15 protein-coding genes are annotated in these 17,091 nt (G+C 71.6%); 11 read left to right on the forward strand and 4 right to left on the reverse strand.

All coding sequences use genetic code 11. From position 1 onward, the window contains the following. Window positions 1-504: a peptide deformylase gene (locus Q9R28_RS00695; protein WP_066653701.1), complete on the forward strand. Its 504-nt coding sequence runs from the start codon at window positions 1-3 to the stop codon at window positions 502-504. Between the two features lie 189 nt (window positions 505-693). Continuing rightward, window positions 694-819, forward strand: coding sequence for a hypothetical protein (locus tag Q9R28_RS00700; RefSeq protein WP_268746771.1), 126 nt, complete (start codon window positions 694-696; stop codon window positions 817-819). Between the two features lie 111 nt (window positions 820-930). Here the strand turns inward: Q9R28_RS00700 and Q9R28_RS00705 are convergent, their stop codons facing one another. Beyond that, window positions 931-2,778, reverse strand: a complete 1,848-nt coding sequence (locus Q9R28_RS00705) for a long-chain fatty acid--CoA ligase (protein WP_066653704.1) — start codon at window positions 2,776-2,778, stop codon at window positions 931-933. A gap of 233 nt (window positions 2,779-3,011) precedes the next feature. On the opposite strand from Q9R28_RS00705, the gene Q9R28_RS00710 reads away from it, so the two are divergent. The 3 genes from Q9R28_RS00710 (at window position 3,012) to Q9R28_RS00720 (ending at window position 6,260) form a co-directional block, all read left to right on the forward strand. Further along, the gene (locus Q9R28_RS00710; protein ID WP_066653706.1) at window positions 3,012-3,965 is read left to right on the forward strand and encodes an ROK family glucokinase; all 954 of its coding nucleotides are present in this window, start codon (window positions 3,012-3,014) and stop codon (window positions 3,963-3,965) included. 41 nt (window positions 3,966-4,006) lie between these two features. Then, window positions 4,007-4,729 (forward strand): 1-acyl-sn-glycerol-3-phosphate acyltransferase, encoded by a 723-nt coding sequence (locus Q9R28_RS00715; RefSeq protein ID WP_066653708.1) that lies wholly within the window; start codon window positions 4,007-4,009, stop codon window positions 4,727-4,729. A 187-nt stretch (window positions 4,730-4,916) separates the two neighbouring features. After that, the gene (locus Q9R28_RS00720) at window positions 4,917-6,260 is read left to right on the forward strand and encodes a class II 3-deoxy-7-phosphoheptulonate synthase (RefSeq protein ID WP_251155000.1); all 1,344 of its coding nucleotides are present in this window, start codon (window positions 4,917-4,919) and stop codon (window positions 6,258-6,260) included. Window positions 6,261-6,510: 250 nt separating this feature from the next. Here Q9R28_RS00720 and pknB read toward each other — a convergent pair whose 3' ends face one another. Next, window positions 6,511-8,553, reverse strand: a complete 2,043-nt coding sequence (gene pknB, locus Q9R28_RS00725) for a Stk1 family PASTA domain-containing Ser/Thr kinase (protein ID WP_209683095.1) — start codon at window positions 8,551-8,553, stop codon at window positions 6,511-6,513. A 112-nt stretch (window positions 8,554-8,665) separates the two neighbouring features. Then, window positions 8,666-9,931 carry a LysM peptidoglycan-binding domain-containing protein gene (locus tag Q9R28_RS00730; protein WP_251160129.1) on the reverse strand — a complete coding sequence of 422 codons (1,266 nt, stop codon included), beginning with the start codon at window positions 9,929-9,931 and terminating at the stop codon, window positions 8,666-8,668. A gap of 162 nt (window positions 9,932-10,093) precedes the next feature. Between Q9R28_RS00730 and Q9R28_RS00735 the strand changes: the two genes are divergently transcribed. Then, window positions 10,094-10,459 carry an Rv2175c family DNA-binding protein gene (locus tag Q9R28_RS00735; RefSeq protein ID WP_311205283.1) on the forward strand — a complete coding sequence of 122 codons (366 nt, stop codon included), beginning with the start codon at window positions 10,094-10,096 and terminating at the stop codon, window positions 10,457-10,459. Window positions 10,460-10,612: 153 nt separating this feature from the next. Here the strand turns inward: Q9R28_RS00735 and Q9R28_RS00740 are convergent, their stop codons facing one another. Continuing rightward, entirely contained in the window at window positions 10,613-11,731 is a 1,119-nt protein-coding gene (locus Q9R28_RS00740) for a polyprenyl synthetase family protein (protein WP_396137141.1), read from the reverse strand. A 125-nt stretch (window positions 11,732-11,856) separates the two neighbouring features. Between Q9R28_RS00740 and Q9R28_RS00745 the strand changes: the two genes are divergently transcribed. From Q9R28_RS00745 to Q9R28_RS00765, 5 genes are all read left to right on the forward strand, one after another. Further along, entirely contained in the window at window positions 11,857-12,258 is a 402-nt protein-coding gene (locus tag Q9R28_RS00745; RefSeq protein WP_066653735.1) for a DUF3040 domain-containing protein, read from the forward strand. Window positions 12,259-13,026: 768 nt separating this feature from the next. Further along, window positions 13,027-13,458 (forward strand): division/cell wall cluster transcriptional repressor MraZ, encoded by a 432-nt coding sequence (mraZ, locus tag Q9R28_RS00750; protein ID WP_058729729.1) that lies wholly within the window; start codon window positions 13,027-13,029, stop codon window positions 13,456-13,458. A 108-nt stretch (window positions 13,459-13,566) separates the two neighbouring features. Continuing rightward, entirely contained in the window at window positions 13,567-14,523 is a 957-nt protein-coding gene (rsmH, locus tag Q9R28_RS00755; RefSeq protein WP_251154929.1) for a 16S rRNA (cytosine(1402)-N(4))-methyltransferase RsmH, read from the forward strand. Between the two features lies 1 nt (window position 14,524). Next, the gene (locus Q9R28_RS00760; protein ID WP_311205284.1) at window positions 14,525-15,271 is read left to right on the forward strand and encodes a hypothetical protein; all 747 of its coding nucleotides are present in this window, start codon (window positions 14,525-14,527) and stop codon (window positions 15,269-15,271) included. A 49-nt stretch (window positions 15,272-15,320) separates the two neighbouring features. Next, entirely contained in the window at window positions 15,321-17,090 is a 1,770-nt protein-coding gene (locus Q9R28_RS00765; protein ID WP_066653741.1) for a penicillin-binding protein 2, read from the forward strand. Window position 17,091: the final 1 nt, after the last annotated feature.

A 17,091-nucleotide genomic window follows, 5' to 3' on the forward strand; every position in this document is an offset into this window, starting at 1 on the left:
GTGACCGTCCGTCCCATCCGCCTGTTCGGCGACCCCGTCCTCCGTTCCCCCGCGGACCCGATCGCACCGGACGCCCTCGGTTCACCGGGCGTGCGCGACCTCGTGCAGGACCTCCTCGACACCGTGCGCGAGCCCGGTCGTGCCGGCGTGGCCGCTCCGCAGATCGGTGTCGGCCTGCGCGCGTTCTCGTACAACGTCGACGGCGAGGTCGGGTACGTGCTCAACCCCGAGGTCGTCGAGGTGCGCGGCGAGGTCGAGCTCATGGACGAGGGCTGCCTGTCCGTCCCCGGGCTCTCCTACCCGACCCCGCGCCACCCGTGGGCCAGGGTCCGCGGCGTCGACGTCGACGGCGCCGAGGTCGTCCTCGAGGGCACCGGGCTGATGGCGGAGGCGCTGCAGCACGAGGTCGACCACCTCGACGGCACCGTCTACGTGATGACCCTCGCCCCGGAGGTCCGTCGCGCCGCACTGCGTGACGTCCGCGCCCAGTCCTGGTTCCACTGACCGCGTCCCGAGCACGCGGGCGACGGCGCCCCGGCCGCTCCCGCGACCGGCGGCGCACGCGGACGGGCCGCTTCCGGCGACCAGGGCGTGACACCCCTTCGCGGGATTGTCCGAACGTCCCGGTCGCGAGGTACCGTGTCCGCGTCGGCTTCCCACCGACACGGCTCCCACACCCTCAGGACACCCAGCATGACCGTTCAGAACGACGAGCTCAGCTCGCACCGCACCCGCACCAACCGCCGTCCCGACCCCGCGCCGACGACGTCGTCGGTCGCCGTCCTCGACGCGCCGGAGGTGCAGGCCCCGGAGGCCTGATCCGAGAGCGCGTCCGCGACCCGTCGACGGGTCGCGCCCCGCGCGCAGACGACACACGGGAGGCCCGGTGTCGGTCCGTCGGACCGGCACCGGGCCTCCCGTCCGTCGTCCCTACGCGCGGCCCCGTCGTCGGGACGCGACCACGGGGGTGGCCGTGGTCTGGACCTTCGACCCCGAGTAGATGTGCTCGACGTCCGCGGCGAAGTCCCGCAGCACGACGGCGCGCTTGATCGTCAGCTTCGGGGTGAGGTGGCCGGAGGCCTCCGTCAGCTCGGTGTCGACGATGGTGAAGGACCGCACGGACTCGGCCCGGGACACCCGCTGGTTGGCGGTGTCCACGGCCTCCTGCACGGCGACGTGCACGCGCTCGTCGTAGGCGGCCTCGCGCGGCGTGAGCGCGGGGGTGATGCCGCGGGCCTCGCACCAGCCGGGGAGCATCTCCCGGTCGAGCGTGACGAGCGCGGCGACGAAGGGCTTGCCCTCGCCGACGACCACCACCTGCCCGACCAGCGGGTGCTCGCGGATGCCGTCCTCGAGCGGCGCCGGCGCGACGTTCTTGCCGCTCGCGGTGACGATGAGCTCCTTCGCCCGACCGGTCACCGTGAGCACCCCGTCGGCGTCGAGCCGCCCGAGGTCGCCCGTGCGGAACCAGCCGTCGCTGAAGGCCTTCGCGGTCGCCTCGTCGTTGTGCCAGTAGCGGTCGAACACGTCGACGCCGCGGATCAGGATCTCGCCGTCCTCGGCGATCCGTACCTCGACGCCCGGGAGTGCTCGACCGACCGTGCCGATGCGGAGCTCGCGCGCCCGGTTCACGGTCGCGGGCGCGGTCGTCTCGGTCAGGCCGTAGCCCTCGAGGATGTGCACGCCGATCGAGCGGAAGAAGTGCGACAGGCGCGGGGAGAGCGGAGCGGAGCCGCTGATCGCGTACTGCACGCGTCCACCGATCGCGTCGCGCAGCTTGGCGTAGACCAGCTTGTCGAACAGCGCGAACCGCAGCTTCAGGCCGAGGGGCACCCGTCCCGCGGCCACCGCCTCGGAGTGGGCGACCGCGACGTCGGCCGCGGCACGGAAGATCCGACCCTTACCGCCGAGGTCGGCCTTCTGCTCGGCCGAGTTGTAGATCTTCTCGAAGACGCGGGGCACCGCCAGCAGGAAGGTCGGCTTGAACGTCGACACGGCGCGCATGAGGTCGCGGGTGTCCGGCTCGTGGCCGACGAGCACCCCGGTCGAGATCGACATGACCGCGATGAAGCGGGCGAAGACGTGGGCCATCGGGATGAACAGCAGCGTGGAGGACCCGTCGGCGACGACCTCGGGCATCGCCTCGGTGGCGCCCTCGACCGTCCCGGTGAAGTTGTCGTGCCGCAGGACGCACCCCTTCGGGCGTCCGGTGGTGCCCGACGTGTAGATGATCGTCGCGTCGTCGTGCCCGTGCACGTCCGCCGTGCGGGCGTCGAGCTCGGCGTCGGTGACCGTCTCGCCGAGGCGGACCAGGTCGTCGAGACCGCCGCCGTCGATCGTCCAGTGCTGTCCGAGGTGCGGCAGGTCCGGGGCGATCGACGCCACCCGGCGGGCGTGCTCCTCCTGCTCGACCACGATCGCCACGGTCTCCGAGTCGGAGAGGATCCAGCGCACCTGGTCGGGGGAGCTCGTCTCGTAGACCGGCACGGACACGAGCCCCGCGGTCCAGACGGCGAAGTCGACGAGCGTCCACTCCATGCGGGTGCGGGAGAGGACGGCGACGTGCGCGCCCGGGGCGAGCCCGGCGGCGACGAAGCCCTTCGCGATCCCGCGGACGCGCGCGAGGGTGTCCGCGGCGCTGACGGTCGTCCAGGTGTCGCCGTGCCGCTGGGCGAGGATCGGCCGGTCGGGCGTCCGACGCGCCCGGTCGGAGAGCAGTCGGGCGGCGGAGCCGTGGTCGGGTGCGGAGTTGGGTGCGGGCTGCCGCTGATCGTTCACGGTTGACTCCCTTGTCGGCCGGTGCGATACGAGGACGCCTCGACGATGAGACGTCACCGCCAGCATACGGGCGGAGCGGCACCGGACCGACGGGCCGCGGTGCGGTTCGCAGCACCTCGTCAGCCGTCGGGCGTCGTCGGCCGGCTCCGTGCGGGCAAGCGGTGCCCGGCGCCCACCTCGGTCGCGTTGCCGGCGTTCGGCGTCACCACGCGGAGACGGTAGGCTCGACCCTCGTGCATGCCATCGGAATCGACATCGGGGGCACCAAGATCGCGGGAGCGGTCGTCTCGGAGCTCGGCGAGATCCTCGCCGAGGACCGCGTCGCCACCAACGCGGCGGACCCGGACGCCATGCTCGACGACGTCGTGACGATGGTCACCCGTCTGCGAGCCGCCCACGACGTGGGAGCGGTCGGTGTCGCGGCACCGGGCTTCATCGACGCGTCGCAGTCGATCGTCTACTACACGCCGAACATCCGCTGGCGGAACGAGCCCCTCCGGCAGAAGCTCCAGGAGCGCCTCGGCGACCTGCACATCACCGTCGACAACGACGCGAACGCCGCCGGCTGGGCGGAGTTCCGCTTCGGTGCCGGTCGCCTCGTGTCCGACATGACGATGCTCACGATCGGGACCGGTGTCGGTGGCGCGATCGTGACCGAGGACCGGCTCTTCCGCGGCGGCTTCGGCACCGGCGGCGAGATCGGTCACCTGCGGATCGTCCCGAACGGCCTGCCCTGCGGCTGCGGCGCCCGCGGCTGCATCGAGCAGTACGGCTCCGGCCGTGCCCTGCAGCGCATGGCGAACGACGTCGCCGACGCCGGCGGCATCGGTTCGGCACTCGCCGACGCGCGCGAGCAGAACGGCGGGCAGCTCGACGGCGCGATCGTCGGCGACCTGATCCTGGCCGACGACCCGGGCGCCCTCGCCGCGCTCCGTCGCCTCGGTCGCCACCTCGGCGAGGCCTGCGCGTCGCTGTCCGCGGTGCTCGACCCGCAGCTGTTCGTCTTCGGCGGCGGTGTCGCGAGCGCCGGCGACCGTCTGCTCGAGCCGATCAAGCAGGCCTACCTCAACAACCTGCCGGCGCGCGGGTACCACCCGGAGCCCGACTTCGTGATCGCCGAGCTCGTGAACGACGCCGGCGTCGTCGGCGCGGCCGACCTCGCCCGCATCCACGCCCGCACGGCGTAGGGTCACCCCGACGGTACGCGCGTCCCGAACTGGAGTCGACGATGACCTACTGGCTGCTCAAGAACTTCCTGCTCGGCCCGCTCATCCTGACGCTCTTCCGACCCTGGGTCGTCGGCCGTGAGCACGTGCCCGCGAAGGGCCCGGTGATCTTCGCGTCGAACCACATCTCGTTCATCGACTCGGTGATCCTGCCGGCGGTGCTCGACCGGCGGATCTCCTTCCTGGCGAAGAGCGACTACTTCACCGGTCGGGGCCTCAAGGGCTGGGCGACGAAGACCTTCTTCAACGCCATCGGGCAGCTGCCCATCGACCGCTCCGGCGGCAAGGCGTCCGAGGCGTCGCTCCACACCGGGCTCCAGGTCCTGGCACGCGGCGAGCAGCTCGGCATCTACCCCGAGGGCACCCGCAGCCCGGACGGCAAGCTCTACCGCGGCCGCACCGGCATCGCCCGGATGATCCTCGAGGGCCGGGTGACCGTCGTGCCGGTCGCGATGGTCGGCACGCGCGAGGTGCAGCAGATCGGCCAGAAGTTCCCCAAGTTCAAGCGCGTCGGCGTCGTCTTCGGCAGGCCGCTCGACTTCTCGCGCTTCGAGGGCTTCGAGACCGACCGGTTCATCCTGCGCAGCGTCACCGACGAGGTCATGCACGAACTCGCCGGACTGAGCCGCCAGGAGTACGTCGACGTCTACGCGACGAGCGTCAAGGAGCGTGCCAGCAGCGCTCGTGAGCAGGTCATGAAGGACCGCCGCACGCCGACCGCCTGACGGGCGACCGCCGTCGTCGCCCCCGCGTCACGCGGGAGCGGCGGGTCGGGCGCGGACGGTAGGATCTGAGGACTCCGGCCCCGGCCGGACCGGCCTGCGCGCAGGCCTCCCGCTCCCGCCCGACCCAGAACACCGAGGTACCGCCTTGATCGAGTCGACCGACGTCGTCGCCCTGCAGGATCCGGACGTGATCGAGGGTCTCGACCACTGGCGCACCCTGCCGATCAAGCAGCAGCCGACCTGGCCCGACCGCGCCGCGGCCGAGGCGGCGTCCGCCGAGATCGCGACGCTGCCGCCGCTCGTCTTCGCGGGCGAGGTCGACAAGCTCCGTGACCGGCTCGCCGCAGCGGCGCAGGGCAGGGCGTTCCTGCTGCAGGGCGGCGACTGCGCCGAGACCTTCGCCGGAGCCACGGCGGACTCGATCCGTGACCGTGTGAAGACCATCCTCCAGATGGCCGTCGTGCTCACCTACGGTGCCTCGACACCGGTGATCAAGATGGGACGCATGGCGGGGCAGTTCGCCAAGCCGCGGTCGAGCGACTTCGAGACGCGCGGCGACGTGACGCTGCCGGCGTACCGCGGCGACATCGTGAACGGCTACGACTTCACCCCGGAGAGCCGCCAGGCCGACCCCCGCCGCCTGGTGCAGGGCTACCACACGGCCGCGTCGACGCTGAACCTGGTCCGTGCCTTCACGCAGGGCGGGTTCGCCGACCTGCGGCAGGTGCACTCGTGGAACAAGGGCTTCGCGTCGAACCCGGCGAACGCCCGCTACGAGCACCTCGCGAAGGAGATCGACCGCGCGATCCGCTTCATGGACGCCTGCGGAGCCGACTTCGAGGCGCTGAAGCACACCGAGTTCTACGCCTCGCACGAGGGGCTCCTCATGGACTACGAGCGGCCGATGACCCGCATCGACTCGCGCTCCGGTCTCGCCTACGTCACCTCCGGCCACTTCATCTGGATCGGCGAGCGGACCCGCGACCTCGACGGCGCCCACGTCGACTTCCTGTCCCGCGTGCGGAACCCGATCGGTGTGAAGCTCGGCCCGACGACGACCGTGGACGACATGAAGGCCCTGGTCGACACGCTCGACCCGGAGCGCGAGCCCGGTCGTCTGACGTTCATCACCCGGATGGGTGCGGGCAGGATCCGCGACGAGCTGCCGAAGCTGCTCGAGGCGATCAAGGGCATGGACGCGAACCCGCTCTGGGTGACCGACCCGATGCACGGCAACGGCCTGACGACCCCGACGGGCTACAAGACCCGTCGCTTCGACGACGTCGTGGACGAGGTCCTCGGCTTCTTCGAGGCGCACCGCCAGGTCGGCACCTACCCGGGCGGCATGCACGTCGAGCTCACCGGCGACGACGTCACCGAGTGCCTGGGCGGCTCCGAGCAGATCGACGAGGCGACCCTGGCGACGCGCTACGAGTCGCTGTGCGACCCGCGGCTCAACCACATGCAGTCGCTCGAGCTCGCCTTCCTGGTGGCGGAGGAGCTGAGCGCCCACCCCTACCAGCGGCCGTAGTCGCGACCGCACGCCGGACGGGAGGCGCGGTGCCAGCCGGCACCGCGCCTCCCGTCCGTCCGCTCGTGCGTCCGCTCGTTGCCCACCCGTCCTGCCCGGCTCCGGTCGCCCGTCCTGCCCGGTTCCGGTCGCACGACCTGCCGCTCACGTTCCGCGCGGACGGCACGTCGTGCGACCGCAGCGACCGCCGACGGCACGTCGTGCGACCGGAACCGGCGAGCAGGCGAGCAGCCGAGCGGCCGCCTGGCGGCTACTGCTCGTAGGAGAGCGTGATCGTGTCGCCGCGGTACACCGTGGAACCCTGGACCGGGTCCGTCGCGGTGACCGGGAGCGCCGACTTCCAGTCGTAGAAGCGGCAGAGCACGTTCGTGCAGTCGGGCACCTTCACGTCGAGGCCGAGGTTCTCGAGCGTGGAGGTCGCCTCGTCGATGGTCTTGCCGGCGACGTCGGGCAGCGTGATCGGCGTCGGGCCCTTCGAGAGCACGAGGTCGACGGCAGAGCCCTGCACGGCGGGGGAGTCCTCGACGCTGGACGAGATGACCTGCCCCTTCGGCACGTCGTCGCTGTAGCGCTCCTGCTGCGCCCCGACGACCAGACCGACGGCGTCGAGCGCGGCGGTCGCGCCGTCGAGGGTCTTCCCCGTGACGTCCGGGACGGCGCCGAGCGAGACCGTGAGCGTGACCGGCCCGCGTTCGGCGTACTCGCCGACGGAGGACAGGTCGACCGTCTGCCCGTCGGTGCCCAGGCCCTTCGCCGCGATCACGGTGTCCTCCGGAGCGTCGGCCGAGAACTCGTACTGGTCGTCCTGCAGCTGGAAGTCGTCGTCCAGTGCGGCCGTCACGGTCGACAGCGGTTGCCCGACGATCGCGGGCAGGGCGATCATCCGCGGGCCGTCCGACACGACGATCCGCACCGGGGTGCCCTTGCGGACCTCGCGTTCGGCCGCCGGCTTGGTCGTCGACACCTGCCCCTTCGCCACGACGGCGTCGTACCGGCTGTCGGTCTCGGCGGTGGGCTGGAGCCCCTGTGCCTGGAGCAGCTGCCGGGCCTGTGCCACGGACTTCCCGGCGACCTCGGGGATGCGGACGTTGCCCCAGGGCCCCGGACCGAGGGCCCAGCCGACGACGCCGGCGATGATCGCGAGGACCACGACGACCGCGAGCAGGATCCACCCGCGCTTCCGACGCTTGACGGACTTGTCGGCGAGGCGTTGCGCCGCCGGGGAGAGCGTCCCGGGCTGGGCTCCCGTGCGTCGGGGGCCGGGCGCACCGCGGCGGGCCGGAGCAGCGGGCGCACCGCCCGTCGAGTCGGCGATCACCCGGGTGGCGTCGTCCTGCTCGGGGCCGTCCCACCGTCCGGACGCATCGGCCGAGGAGGGCGACGCGCTGCCGGCCGGCAGGATCGCGGTGGCGTTCTCCGGACGCAGCACCGCGGTGCGGTACTGGCCGGTCGCGCGCTGCTGGTTGCCCGACATGTGGTCGAGCATCTCGCGGGCGTCGCGCGGACGGTCTGCGGGGTCGCGGGCGGTGGCCCAGGCGACCAGGTCGTCGAGCTCCGGCGGGACGCCCGGCTCCGCGGCGCTCGGCACCGGGACCGTGTCGTTGGCGTGCTGGTAGGCGATCTGCATCGGCTGGTCGCCCTTGTAGGGCTGCTCGCCGGTGAGCATCTCGTAGAGCATGATGCCGAGTGCGTAGATGTCGCTGCGCGAGTCGGCGGCGCCGCGCGTCACGAGCTCGGGGGACAGGTACGCGATCGTGCCGAGCAGGGCTGCTCCGGTGGCCGTGTTCGCCGTGGTCGCCCGCGCCAGGCCGAAGTCGCCGAGCTTGATGCGCCCGTCGTCGGCGAGCAGGACGTTCTCGGGCTTGAGGTCGCGGTGCACGATGCCGGCCCGGTGCGCCGACGCGAGGCCGGCGAGCACGGCGCGCAGGATGTCGGTGGCCTGCTCCGGGGTGAGCGCCCGGTGCTCCTGCAGCAGGTCGCGCAGGGTGATGCCCGGGATGTACTCCATGACGATGTACGCCGTGTCGTCCTCGGCACCCTGGTCGTACACCCCGACGAGGTTCGGGTGGGAGAGCCGGGCCGCCGAGCGGGCCTCCTGGATGAAGCGCTCACGGAAGGCCTGGTCGTCGGCCAGGTGCCCGTGCATGATCTTGATCGCGACGCGACGCTCGAGCCGGACGTCGGTGGCGAGGTACACCGTCGCCATGCCCCCGCGCGCGATGCGCGAGCGCACGCGGTACCGCTGGTCGATCATGCGACCGATCATCGGGTCCGTTGCGGCGTTCGTGGTCATCGGCGGCATTCTACGAAGGGCTGCCGGTACGGTCCGACCTGACGCACCGACCGTGACCCAATCTCGATCTCGAGGATGAGTCGGCTGTCCGGCCGACCAGACGGGCGGGACCTCAGAGCGAGGCCAGCAGGGCGCGCGCGGTCTGCTCCCACTTCGCGTACTCGTTCGGGTACGCGGAGACCTGGACCGCCTGGGCGGCGTCGGTCAGGGCCATCGACGACCACCCACGCACACCGAGCAGGCCGCGGGTCTTGCCGGGGTTGCCCACGAAGAACAGTTCGGCGGCGGTGGCCGGGTCCTGCAGTGCTGCCGACGTGCCCCAGCCCTGGCTCGGACGCTGCTGGAACAGGCCGACGGAGTCGCGGTCGCCGTGCGACAGGTTGCGCAGGCTCGACTCCTGCAGAGCCGCTGCGAGGGCGATCACGATGCCGCGGTCGGGGACGCCGAGGGTCCGGCCGACGCTGACGATGGTGGCCGCGTTGCGCCGCTGCTCACCGGTCAGCTCGACGCCGTTGACGCTGCCGACGGCCGTGGTCACGGCACCACCGGTCGGGGTGGTCGTCGGCTTCGAGGTCGCAGCGGGCAGCACGAGGGTCTTCCCCGCGTAGATCGTGCTCGTGTAGCTGAGGCCGTTCGCCGCGAGGAGGGCCTTCACCGACACCCCGTGCTTCGCAGCGATCGCCCCGATGGTGTCGCCGGCGACGATCTTCACGCTCGACGCCCGGGCAGGTGCGGCCGGCGCGGTGCTCACGGCAGGCGCCGGCTTCGCGGCGGGTGCCGTCCCGGCGCGGGGGATGGTCAGGGTCTGGCCCGGGTAGATCAGCGAGCGCTGCGAGAGGTTGTTCGCGGCGAGGATCGCCGAGGTCGACACGCCGACGCGGGCGGCGATGCCGGACACGGTGTCGCCCGACTTCACGTGGTAGCTGCCGCTCGTGCTCGACGTCGCGGGTGCTGCTGCGGGGGCGGCGGGTGTCGAGGACAGGTGCAGCGTCTGCCCGGGGTGGATGATCGTGTTCCAGCCGAGGCCGTTGCGGACCAGGACCTCCTGCGCCGAGAGCCCGAAGCGCGCGGCGATGCCCGAGACGGTGTCGCCCTGACGCACCGTGTAGGTGGTGGGGGCCTTCGACACCGCGGCGACCGTGGTGACGGTGGTGGTCGACGGGCGGGCGACGGCGGTGCCGAACACCGGGCGCTGGCCCACGTTCCGGTCCTCGTCCACGTGCCGCTTCTTCGCGGCGTCGTCGTGCCGGGGCTCGGCGTGCGCCACCGGGCCGGTGAGGCCGGCGGTCACGGCGATCGTGCCCGCGAGGACGATGGGCATGGTGGCGAACCGGGCGGATCGAGCGCGCCGGGCGGCGTCGTCTGCAGCGTTGTCCACGGGTTGTCTCCTGTCCTGGGTGAGCCGTGCGCGGGAGCGGGTACTCACAGGTGGCTCCACGCTGACATGGCGTGATTCCCAAGTCAACCAGAGAGCCGCGTGTTGCGCGTGTGACTCGTGTGATCAGCGTGACGGCACGACGCAGGCCGGTGCTCTGGCAACATGGGGCGGGTGAGTGATGGACCCACCGACGACACGACCCTCTCCGAGCGCTGGCTGACGGTGCCCGACCTCGTGGACCTGCTCGGGGTGAGCCCCGGGCGCGTCCACCGCCTGTTCGAGCAGAAGACGCTGCTGGCTGCCCGCGTGGGCGGCGTGCTGCGGGTGCCGAGCGAGTTCCTCGACGGCTCCGAGCCGATGCCGGAGCTGCGCGGCACGCTGATCGTCCTCGGTGACAACGGGTTCTCCGACGACGAGGCGGTCCGCTGGATGCTCTCCGAGGAGCCCGCACTCCGCACCTCGCCGATCGCGGCGCTGCGCGCCGGCCGCAAGGCCGAGGTGCGCCGCGTCGCACAGTCCCTGCTCTGAGCCCGGGAGCCGACCCGGCGCCCTGGACCGGAGACCCGTCCCGGCGGGCTGGCCCGCGCAGCAGGAGCCGCCCCGGTGAGGACGATCGGGTGACGGACGGGAGGCCCGTGGCGGTGTCGCCACGGGCCTCCCGTCCGTCGTCGTGGTCGGCGTCTAGGCGACGCGGCTGCTGACCGTGTCGGCCAGCGACAGCAGCTGGTCGCGCGCCGACGGCGTCAACGGCGCGGCCTCGAGCGCTGCCTTCGCGCGCTGCACGTGCCGGTCGATCGAGCGCTCGACGGCGGCGACCGCCCCGGACTCGGTGAGCGTGGCGCGCAGCATCTGCACCTGCTCCTCGTCGAGGTCGGGGTCGCCGAGCAGCTCGTCGAGGAGCTGCCTCGGGCCGGGCGGGAGCGCCTTGCGGGCCGAGGCGATGAGGACGGTGCGCTTGCCCTCGCGGAGGTCGTCGCCGGCGGGCTTGCCGGTGACCTCGGGGTCGCCGAACACACCGAGCACGTCGTCGCGGAGCTGGTACGCGACGCCGAGCGGCAGGCCGAAGGACCGCAGGCCGTCGAGCTGCGCCTCCGAGGCGCCGGCGACCAGGGCTCCGATGACGAGCGGTGCCTCGATCGAGTACTTTGCCGACTTGAAGACGATGACCCGCTGTGCCCGCACCAGGTGCTCGGTCTCGTCGATCGTCGGCCAGGCGGTCTCCTCGTGCACGTCGAGGTACTGCCCCGCGGTCACGTCGAGCCGCATCGTGTGGAACTCCTGGCGGACGATGCGTGCGCGCGCCGGGTCGAGGAGCGCGAGCCCCTCGTCGAAGACGGAGTCGCTCAACGAGAGCAGGACGTCCCCGAGCAGCAGCGCCGAGTTCGTGCCGTACAGCGAGCGGTCGCCGACCCAGCCGGACTCCTCGTGCAGGGACTCGAAGCGCCGGTGCGCGGCGGGACGACCACGACGGGTGTCCGAGCGGTCCATGATGTCGTCGTGCACCAGGGCGGCGGCGTGGAAGATCTCGAGCGCGGCGGCCACCGTGACGACGGCCTCGGCCGTGGTCTGACGGGAGCCCTCGGCGAGGGGGTCGAAGGACCCCGAGCGGCCGGCCACAGACTGCCATCCCCAGTAGCAGAACAGCGCTCGGAAGCGCTTGCCGCCGGACAGCAGGTCACGGGCGTACCGGTCGAACGGCGCGAGGTCCGGGCTGATCGCGAGGAGCCGATCACGCTGCTCGTCGAGTGCCCGTCCGACCCGTGCCGAAACGAGGTCCACTAATCGCGTACTCTCAGCCACGACTCCTACCCTAGTGGAGCGGTCGAGTCATAGAATCGGTCCACTTCAGCGATGCCACAACCCGGCGGCAGCGCGGCACACCAGCGGTCGTCAGACAGCATCCCCAGGAACAAGAGGGAAACGAGATGCCACTCTCGGAGCAAGAGCAGCGACTCCTCGAAGAGATGGAGCGGAGCCTCTACCAGAACGACTCCGACTTCGTGGCGCGTGTCACGCGCCGCCAGGGACGCGCGAGTTACACGTCCATCACGATCGGTGTGCTCGGTGCCCTCGTGGGGATCGCCATCGTCATCGTGGCGCTCGTCGTGAAGCAGCCGTGGCTCGGGCTGCCGGGCTTCGTGGTGATGCTCGCCGGTGTGCTCTACGCGCTGCGCCCAGGGATGCGGATGTCGAAGTCCGGGGCGAAGGCGCCGCGGGCGAAGGGGCAGTCCGCGGGTCGGCCGTCGCGGCCGTCCTCCTCCGGTGGCTCCTTCATGGACCGCATGAACGAGCGCTGGGACAAGCGCAACGACCCGGGGCAGCAGTAGCCGCACCGCACGCCCTCCACACGCCTCCACGGGGCCGGTCCTTCGGGACCGGCCCCGTCGTCGTGTCCGGGGTCGCGGTCGTGCTCGTGGCCGCTGCTCCGCGCCGTCCGCCCGCCAGGGACACCCGCCCGTGGCACCCGTGCCCGCCCTCGCACCCCATGCTCCTGCCGCTGTCCCTGGCGAATCCGGACGTGCCTGGTCGAACCGGGCGTAGTGGGTGGAACCGGGCGTAGTGGGTGGAACCGGGCGTAGCGGGTGGAACCGGGGGTAGCGGGTGGAACCGGGCGTACCGGGTCGAACGGAACCATCAGGTACGCCCGGTTCCGCCTGCCATCGCGGGTGTGATGGGAAGGAACGGGCGCGACGGCGCGACGGGCGCGACGGCGCGACGGCGCGACGCGCGCGACGGCGCGACGGCGCGAGGGGCGCGATCTCGCGAGGGGCGCGACGTGCGCCACGGGCGCGATGGGCGTGAGCACGCATCGGACGGGAGGCGCGGGGCGGTCGTGCGCCGAGCCTCCCGTCCGGCGCGCCCTCGGCTGCTCCCGAGCCTGCGAATGTCCTCCACTTCCCTCCACCCACTCCACTCCGCTCCACGCCCGCGTGCTTCCGGCGAAGTGACGAGCAGAGAGGCGAGCTACGAGCTCCGGTGACCACCCCAGATCGGGGGATCGGGGCAGATTCGGGAGCGCCGACCGTTCCGCGGGGAGCGAAGTGGAGTAAAGTGGGGATCACGACGGTCCGGTGGAGCGGAGGGGAGGCCCCGACGTGCTGCTCGGTACCCATGCCCCGAAGCTGGACGAGAAGGGTCGCGTGATCCTCCCCGCCAAGTTCCGGGACGAACTGTCCGGCGGACTCGTGATGACCCGTGGGCAGGAGCGCTGCGTCGTCGTCTTCAGTGCGGACACGTTCGAGCAACTGCACGAACGGATCCGGACGGCTCCGATGACGTCGAAGCGCACCCGGGACTACATGCGCCTGTTCCTCTCCGGAGCGAGCGCGGAGACCCCGGACAAGCAGAACCGCGTGACGATCCCGCAGAACCTCCGTGAGTACGCGGGGCTCGAACGGGACCTCACGGTCATCGGCAGCGGTGACCGTGCCGAGATCTGGTCGACCCCCGCGTGGGAGGCCTACTACGCCGAGGTCGAAGAGGGCTTCGCCGACAACGACGAGGAGGTGATCCCGGGGATCTTCTGATCCGCGGATCGGGACTCCCAGCCGTGGTGCCCTGACACACCTTCCCCGGTGTCAGGTCGCATGGATGGGGATCCGGGTGCGTGGCCCAGACGGTCACAGGGGCTGCACATGGCCGAAGACCAGCCGAAGTTCCCGCACACGCCGGTGATGCTCCAGCGCATCGTCGACCTGTTCGTCCCGGCCCTCGACGGCCCGGGCAAGGTCGTCGTCGACGCGACCCTCGGCATGGGTGGCCACTCCGAGGCGCTGCTCGAACGGTTCCCGGAGCTCACGCTCATCGGGCTCGACCGGGACACCGACGCCCTCGGCATCGCGGGGGAGCGGCTCGCTCGCTTCGGCGACCGCGTGCGCCTCGTCCACACCGTGTACGACGGGATCGTCGACGCGGTCGAGGGCGAGGGCTTCCGTCAGGTCGACGGCGTGCTGTTCGACCTCGGCGTCAGCTCGCTGCAGCTCGACCGTGCCGAGCGCGGGTTCGCCTACAGCCAGGACGCCCCGCTCGACATGCGGATGGACCGGACCGAGGGGCAGACCGCCGCCGACGTCCTCGCGACCTACGACGAGGGCGAGCTGCGCCGGATCTTCCAGCGGTACGGCGAGGAGAAGCTCGCCGGCCGGTACGCCCGTGCGATCGTCGAGCGTCGCACCGAGCGCCCGTTCGCGATGTCGGGTGACCTCGTCCAGGTGCTGCACGACGCGACACCCGTGGCCGTGCAGCGGCAGGGGCACCCGGCCAAGCGCGTGTTCCAGGCGCTCCGCATCGAGGTCAACGCCGAGCTCGCCGTGCTCGAGCGAGCGATCCCCGCCGCGCTCGACGTGATCGCGGTCGGTGGTCGGATCGTCGTCGAGTCGTACCAGTCGCTCGAGGACCGCCTCGTGAAGCGGGCACTGGTCGAGCGCACCACCTCGAGCGCCCCGGCAGGACTACCCGTCGAGCTGCCGGAGCACGCCCCCACCTACTCCCTCGTCGTCAAGGGCGCGGAACTGGCCGACGAGGCCGAACGCGCCGCCAACCCCCGAGCCATCCCCGTGCGCCTGCGCGCGGCCGAGCGGATCCGGAAGTGACATGAGCACGAACCTCGCACTCGTCGACCCCGTCGGCGCACCGACCCGTGCCCCGCACCCACCGCGCCGGGAGCGACCCGAGCTCGTCGAGGTCGCACCGTCCAGGGCGCAGCGCCGGGCACGGCCGAAGATCGCCTACGCGGTGGTCGGCGTCGTGTCGCTCGGTGTGCTGCTCCTCGCACAGCTCGGCATCAGCATGGTGCTGAGCCAGGGGGCCTACACGCTGGACTCCCTCAGCGCCGAGCAGACGGGGCTCTCGCGGACGCAGCAGTCGCTGTCCGAGGAGCTCCGCGTCCTCGACTCGCCGCAGAACCTGGCCCGCAACGCCAAGGCACTGGGGATGATCGCGAACTCCACCCCGGTGTACCTCGACCCGAAGACCGGCCACGTGTACGGCACGCCGACCCCGGCCGCTCCCGACGAGGCGACCGCGAGCGGCGACAACCAGGTGCCGAACGCACTCCTCGACCCGGTCCCGCTCGCCGCCGGCCCGGAGGCGTCCGCCGGCGGGGCGAGCACGACTGACGGTGCCGGCGGCACCGCCGCGACCCCGACCGACGGCACCACGAGCACCACCGGCGGCAGCACGGACACCAGCGCGGGCGGGACGTCGGCGACCGGTGCCCAGCAGGGCACTGCGGCGGCCGACGCTGAGAAGAGCGCAGGCGCCAGCGAGTCGGGCCGGACCGGCTCGACCACCGACGTAGAGTCCGACGCGAACCCGCTCCAGGCGCCCACCACCCGGTGACCTGCGGGCGGGATCAGACTGCCGCACCACCCGGGAAGGACCGCACCGCGTGACGAAGACGATCCGCAACCCTCGACTGCGCTACAGCGTGGTGATCATCGCCGTGATCGCCCTCGTCGCGGTCTTCGTGATCCGCCTGGTCGACATCCAGGTGGTGCAGGCAGCGGCGCTGAACGAGGCATCGAAGGCGAAGCGGAGCATCCCGGTCACCATCTACGGCAACCGCGGTGCGATCGTGGACCGCAACGGCACCGAACTCGCGGAGAGCGTCAACCGCTACAACATCGTCACCTCGCCACGACTCGTCGCGGGCTTCGACGGCAAGCTCGGTGGCGAGCGCACGAAGAAGGTCTCGGTGGACGACGCCCTGCAGGCGTTGGCGAAGGCGTCCGGCGGTGACGTGCAGGCGATGCAGAAGGCGATCGCCGCCGACCCGAAGTCGGACTTCGCCTACCTGGTCAAGGGGCTCGACGTGAAGCACTACGAGGCGGTCGTCGCCCTCGGCATCCCGTGGGTCTACAAGGAGCAGCAGTCCGCCCGCGTCTACCCGATGGGTGCCACCGGCGGTGCGCTGACCGGGTTCATGGGCACCGACGGCGCCCAGGCCGGCCTCGAGTACTCGTACGACCAGTGCCTCGCGGGCAAGAACGGCTCGGAGACGTACGAGCGCGGCGAGGACGGCGTGCAGCTCCCCGGGAGCACCCGGACGACGGAGCAGGCCAAGGACGGCGGCACGCTCGAGACCACCATCGACAGCGACCTGCAGTACATGGCGCAGCAGACGATCGCGTCGGCGGCGCAGTCGCTGCAGGCGGAGTCCGCGACCGCGACCGTCGTGGACGTCAAGACCGGTGAGCTCCTCGCCGTCGCCGACTGGCCCACCGTGGACCCGAACGACGTCGACGCGACCACGGACAAGGGTGCGTACGGCTCGCGTGCGCTGACCTCGACCTACGAGCCCGGTTCGACCATCAAGGCGGCGATCGCGGCCGCGCTCATCGACCAGGGCAAGTCGAGCCCGACCGACCGAGCGGTGGTGCCGTACTCGCGGTCCTTCCCGTGGGGCGGCAAGATCCAGGACTCCGAGCTCCACCCGACCGAGAACCTGACGCTGACCGGCATCCTGCAGAACTCCTCGAACGTCGGCATCACCGAGCTCGGCGAGCGGCTGTCGACCCAGCAGCGGTACGACTACATGAAGAAGTTCGGCCTGTTCGAGCCCGAGTCGGCGATCCAGTACCCCGGCCAGCCGGGCATGCAGTACGGCGCGAGCCCGGACTGGGACCAGCAGACGAACATCAACTCGATGTTCGGGCAGGGCATCTCGACGACCGCCGTCCAGGTCGCGAGCGTGTTCCAGACCCTCGCCAACCAGGGTGTCCGGATCCCGCTCCACATGGTGAAGGGCTGCAAGACCTCGGACGGCAAGATGATCGACGCGCCCGACGTGGAGGGCACGCGCGTCGTGTCCGCTGCGGCAGCCGACCAGACCGTCAAGATGCTGCAGAGCGTGGTCACGGGCGGCACGCTCGTCGGGATGAAGCCGATCTCCGGCTACAACATCGCGGCGAAGACCGGTACCGCCGAGGTCGCCGAGGGCGGGAAGGGCTACGGCGGCCAGCGCATCACCTCGGTGGCCGGAATGGCACCCGCCGAGGACCCCCAGTATGTTGTCACGGTGACGTTCACGAAGCCGCAGACCAACAAGTGGTCCAGCGGAGCGGCTCCGGCGTTCCGCACTCTCATGTCCCAGGTGCTCGAGAAGTACCGAGTAGCCCCCTCCACGGCCGAGGCGCAGCTGTACCCGTCCACGTGGTGAG

Source organism: Curtobacterium sp. BRD11, assembly GCF_031844345.1.
In the GTDB taxonomy this organism is placed as follows: domain Bacteria; phylum Actinomycetota; class Actinomycetes; order Actinomycetales; family Microbacteriaceae; genus Curtobacterium.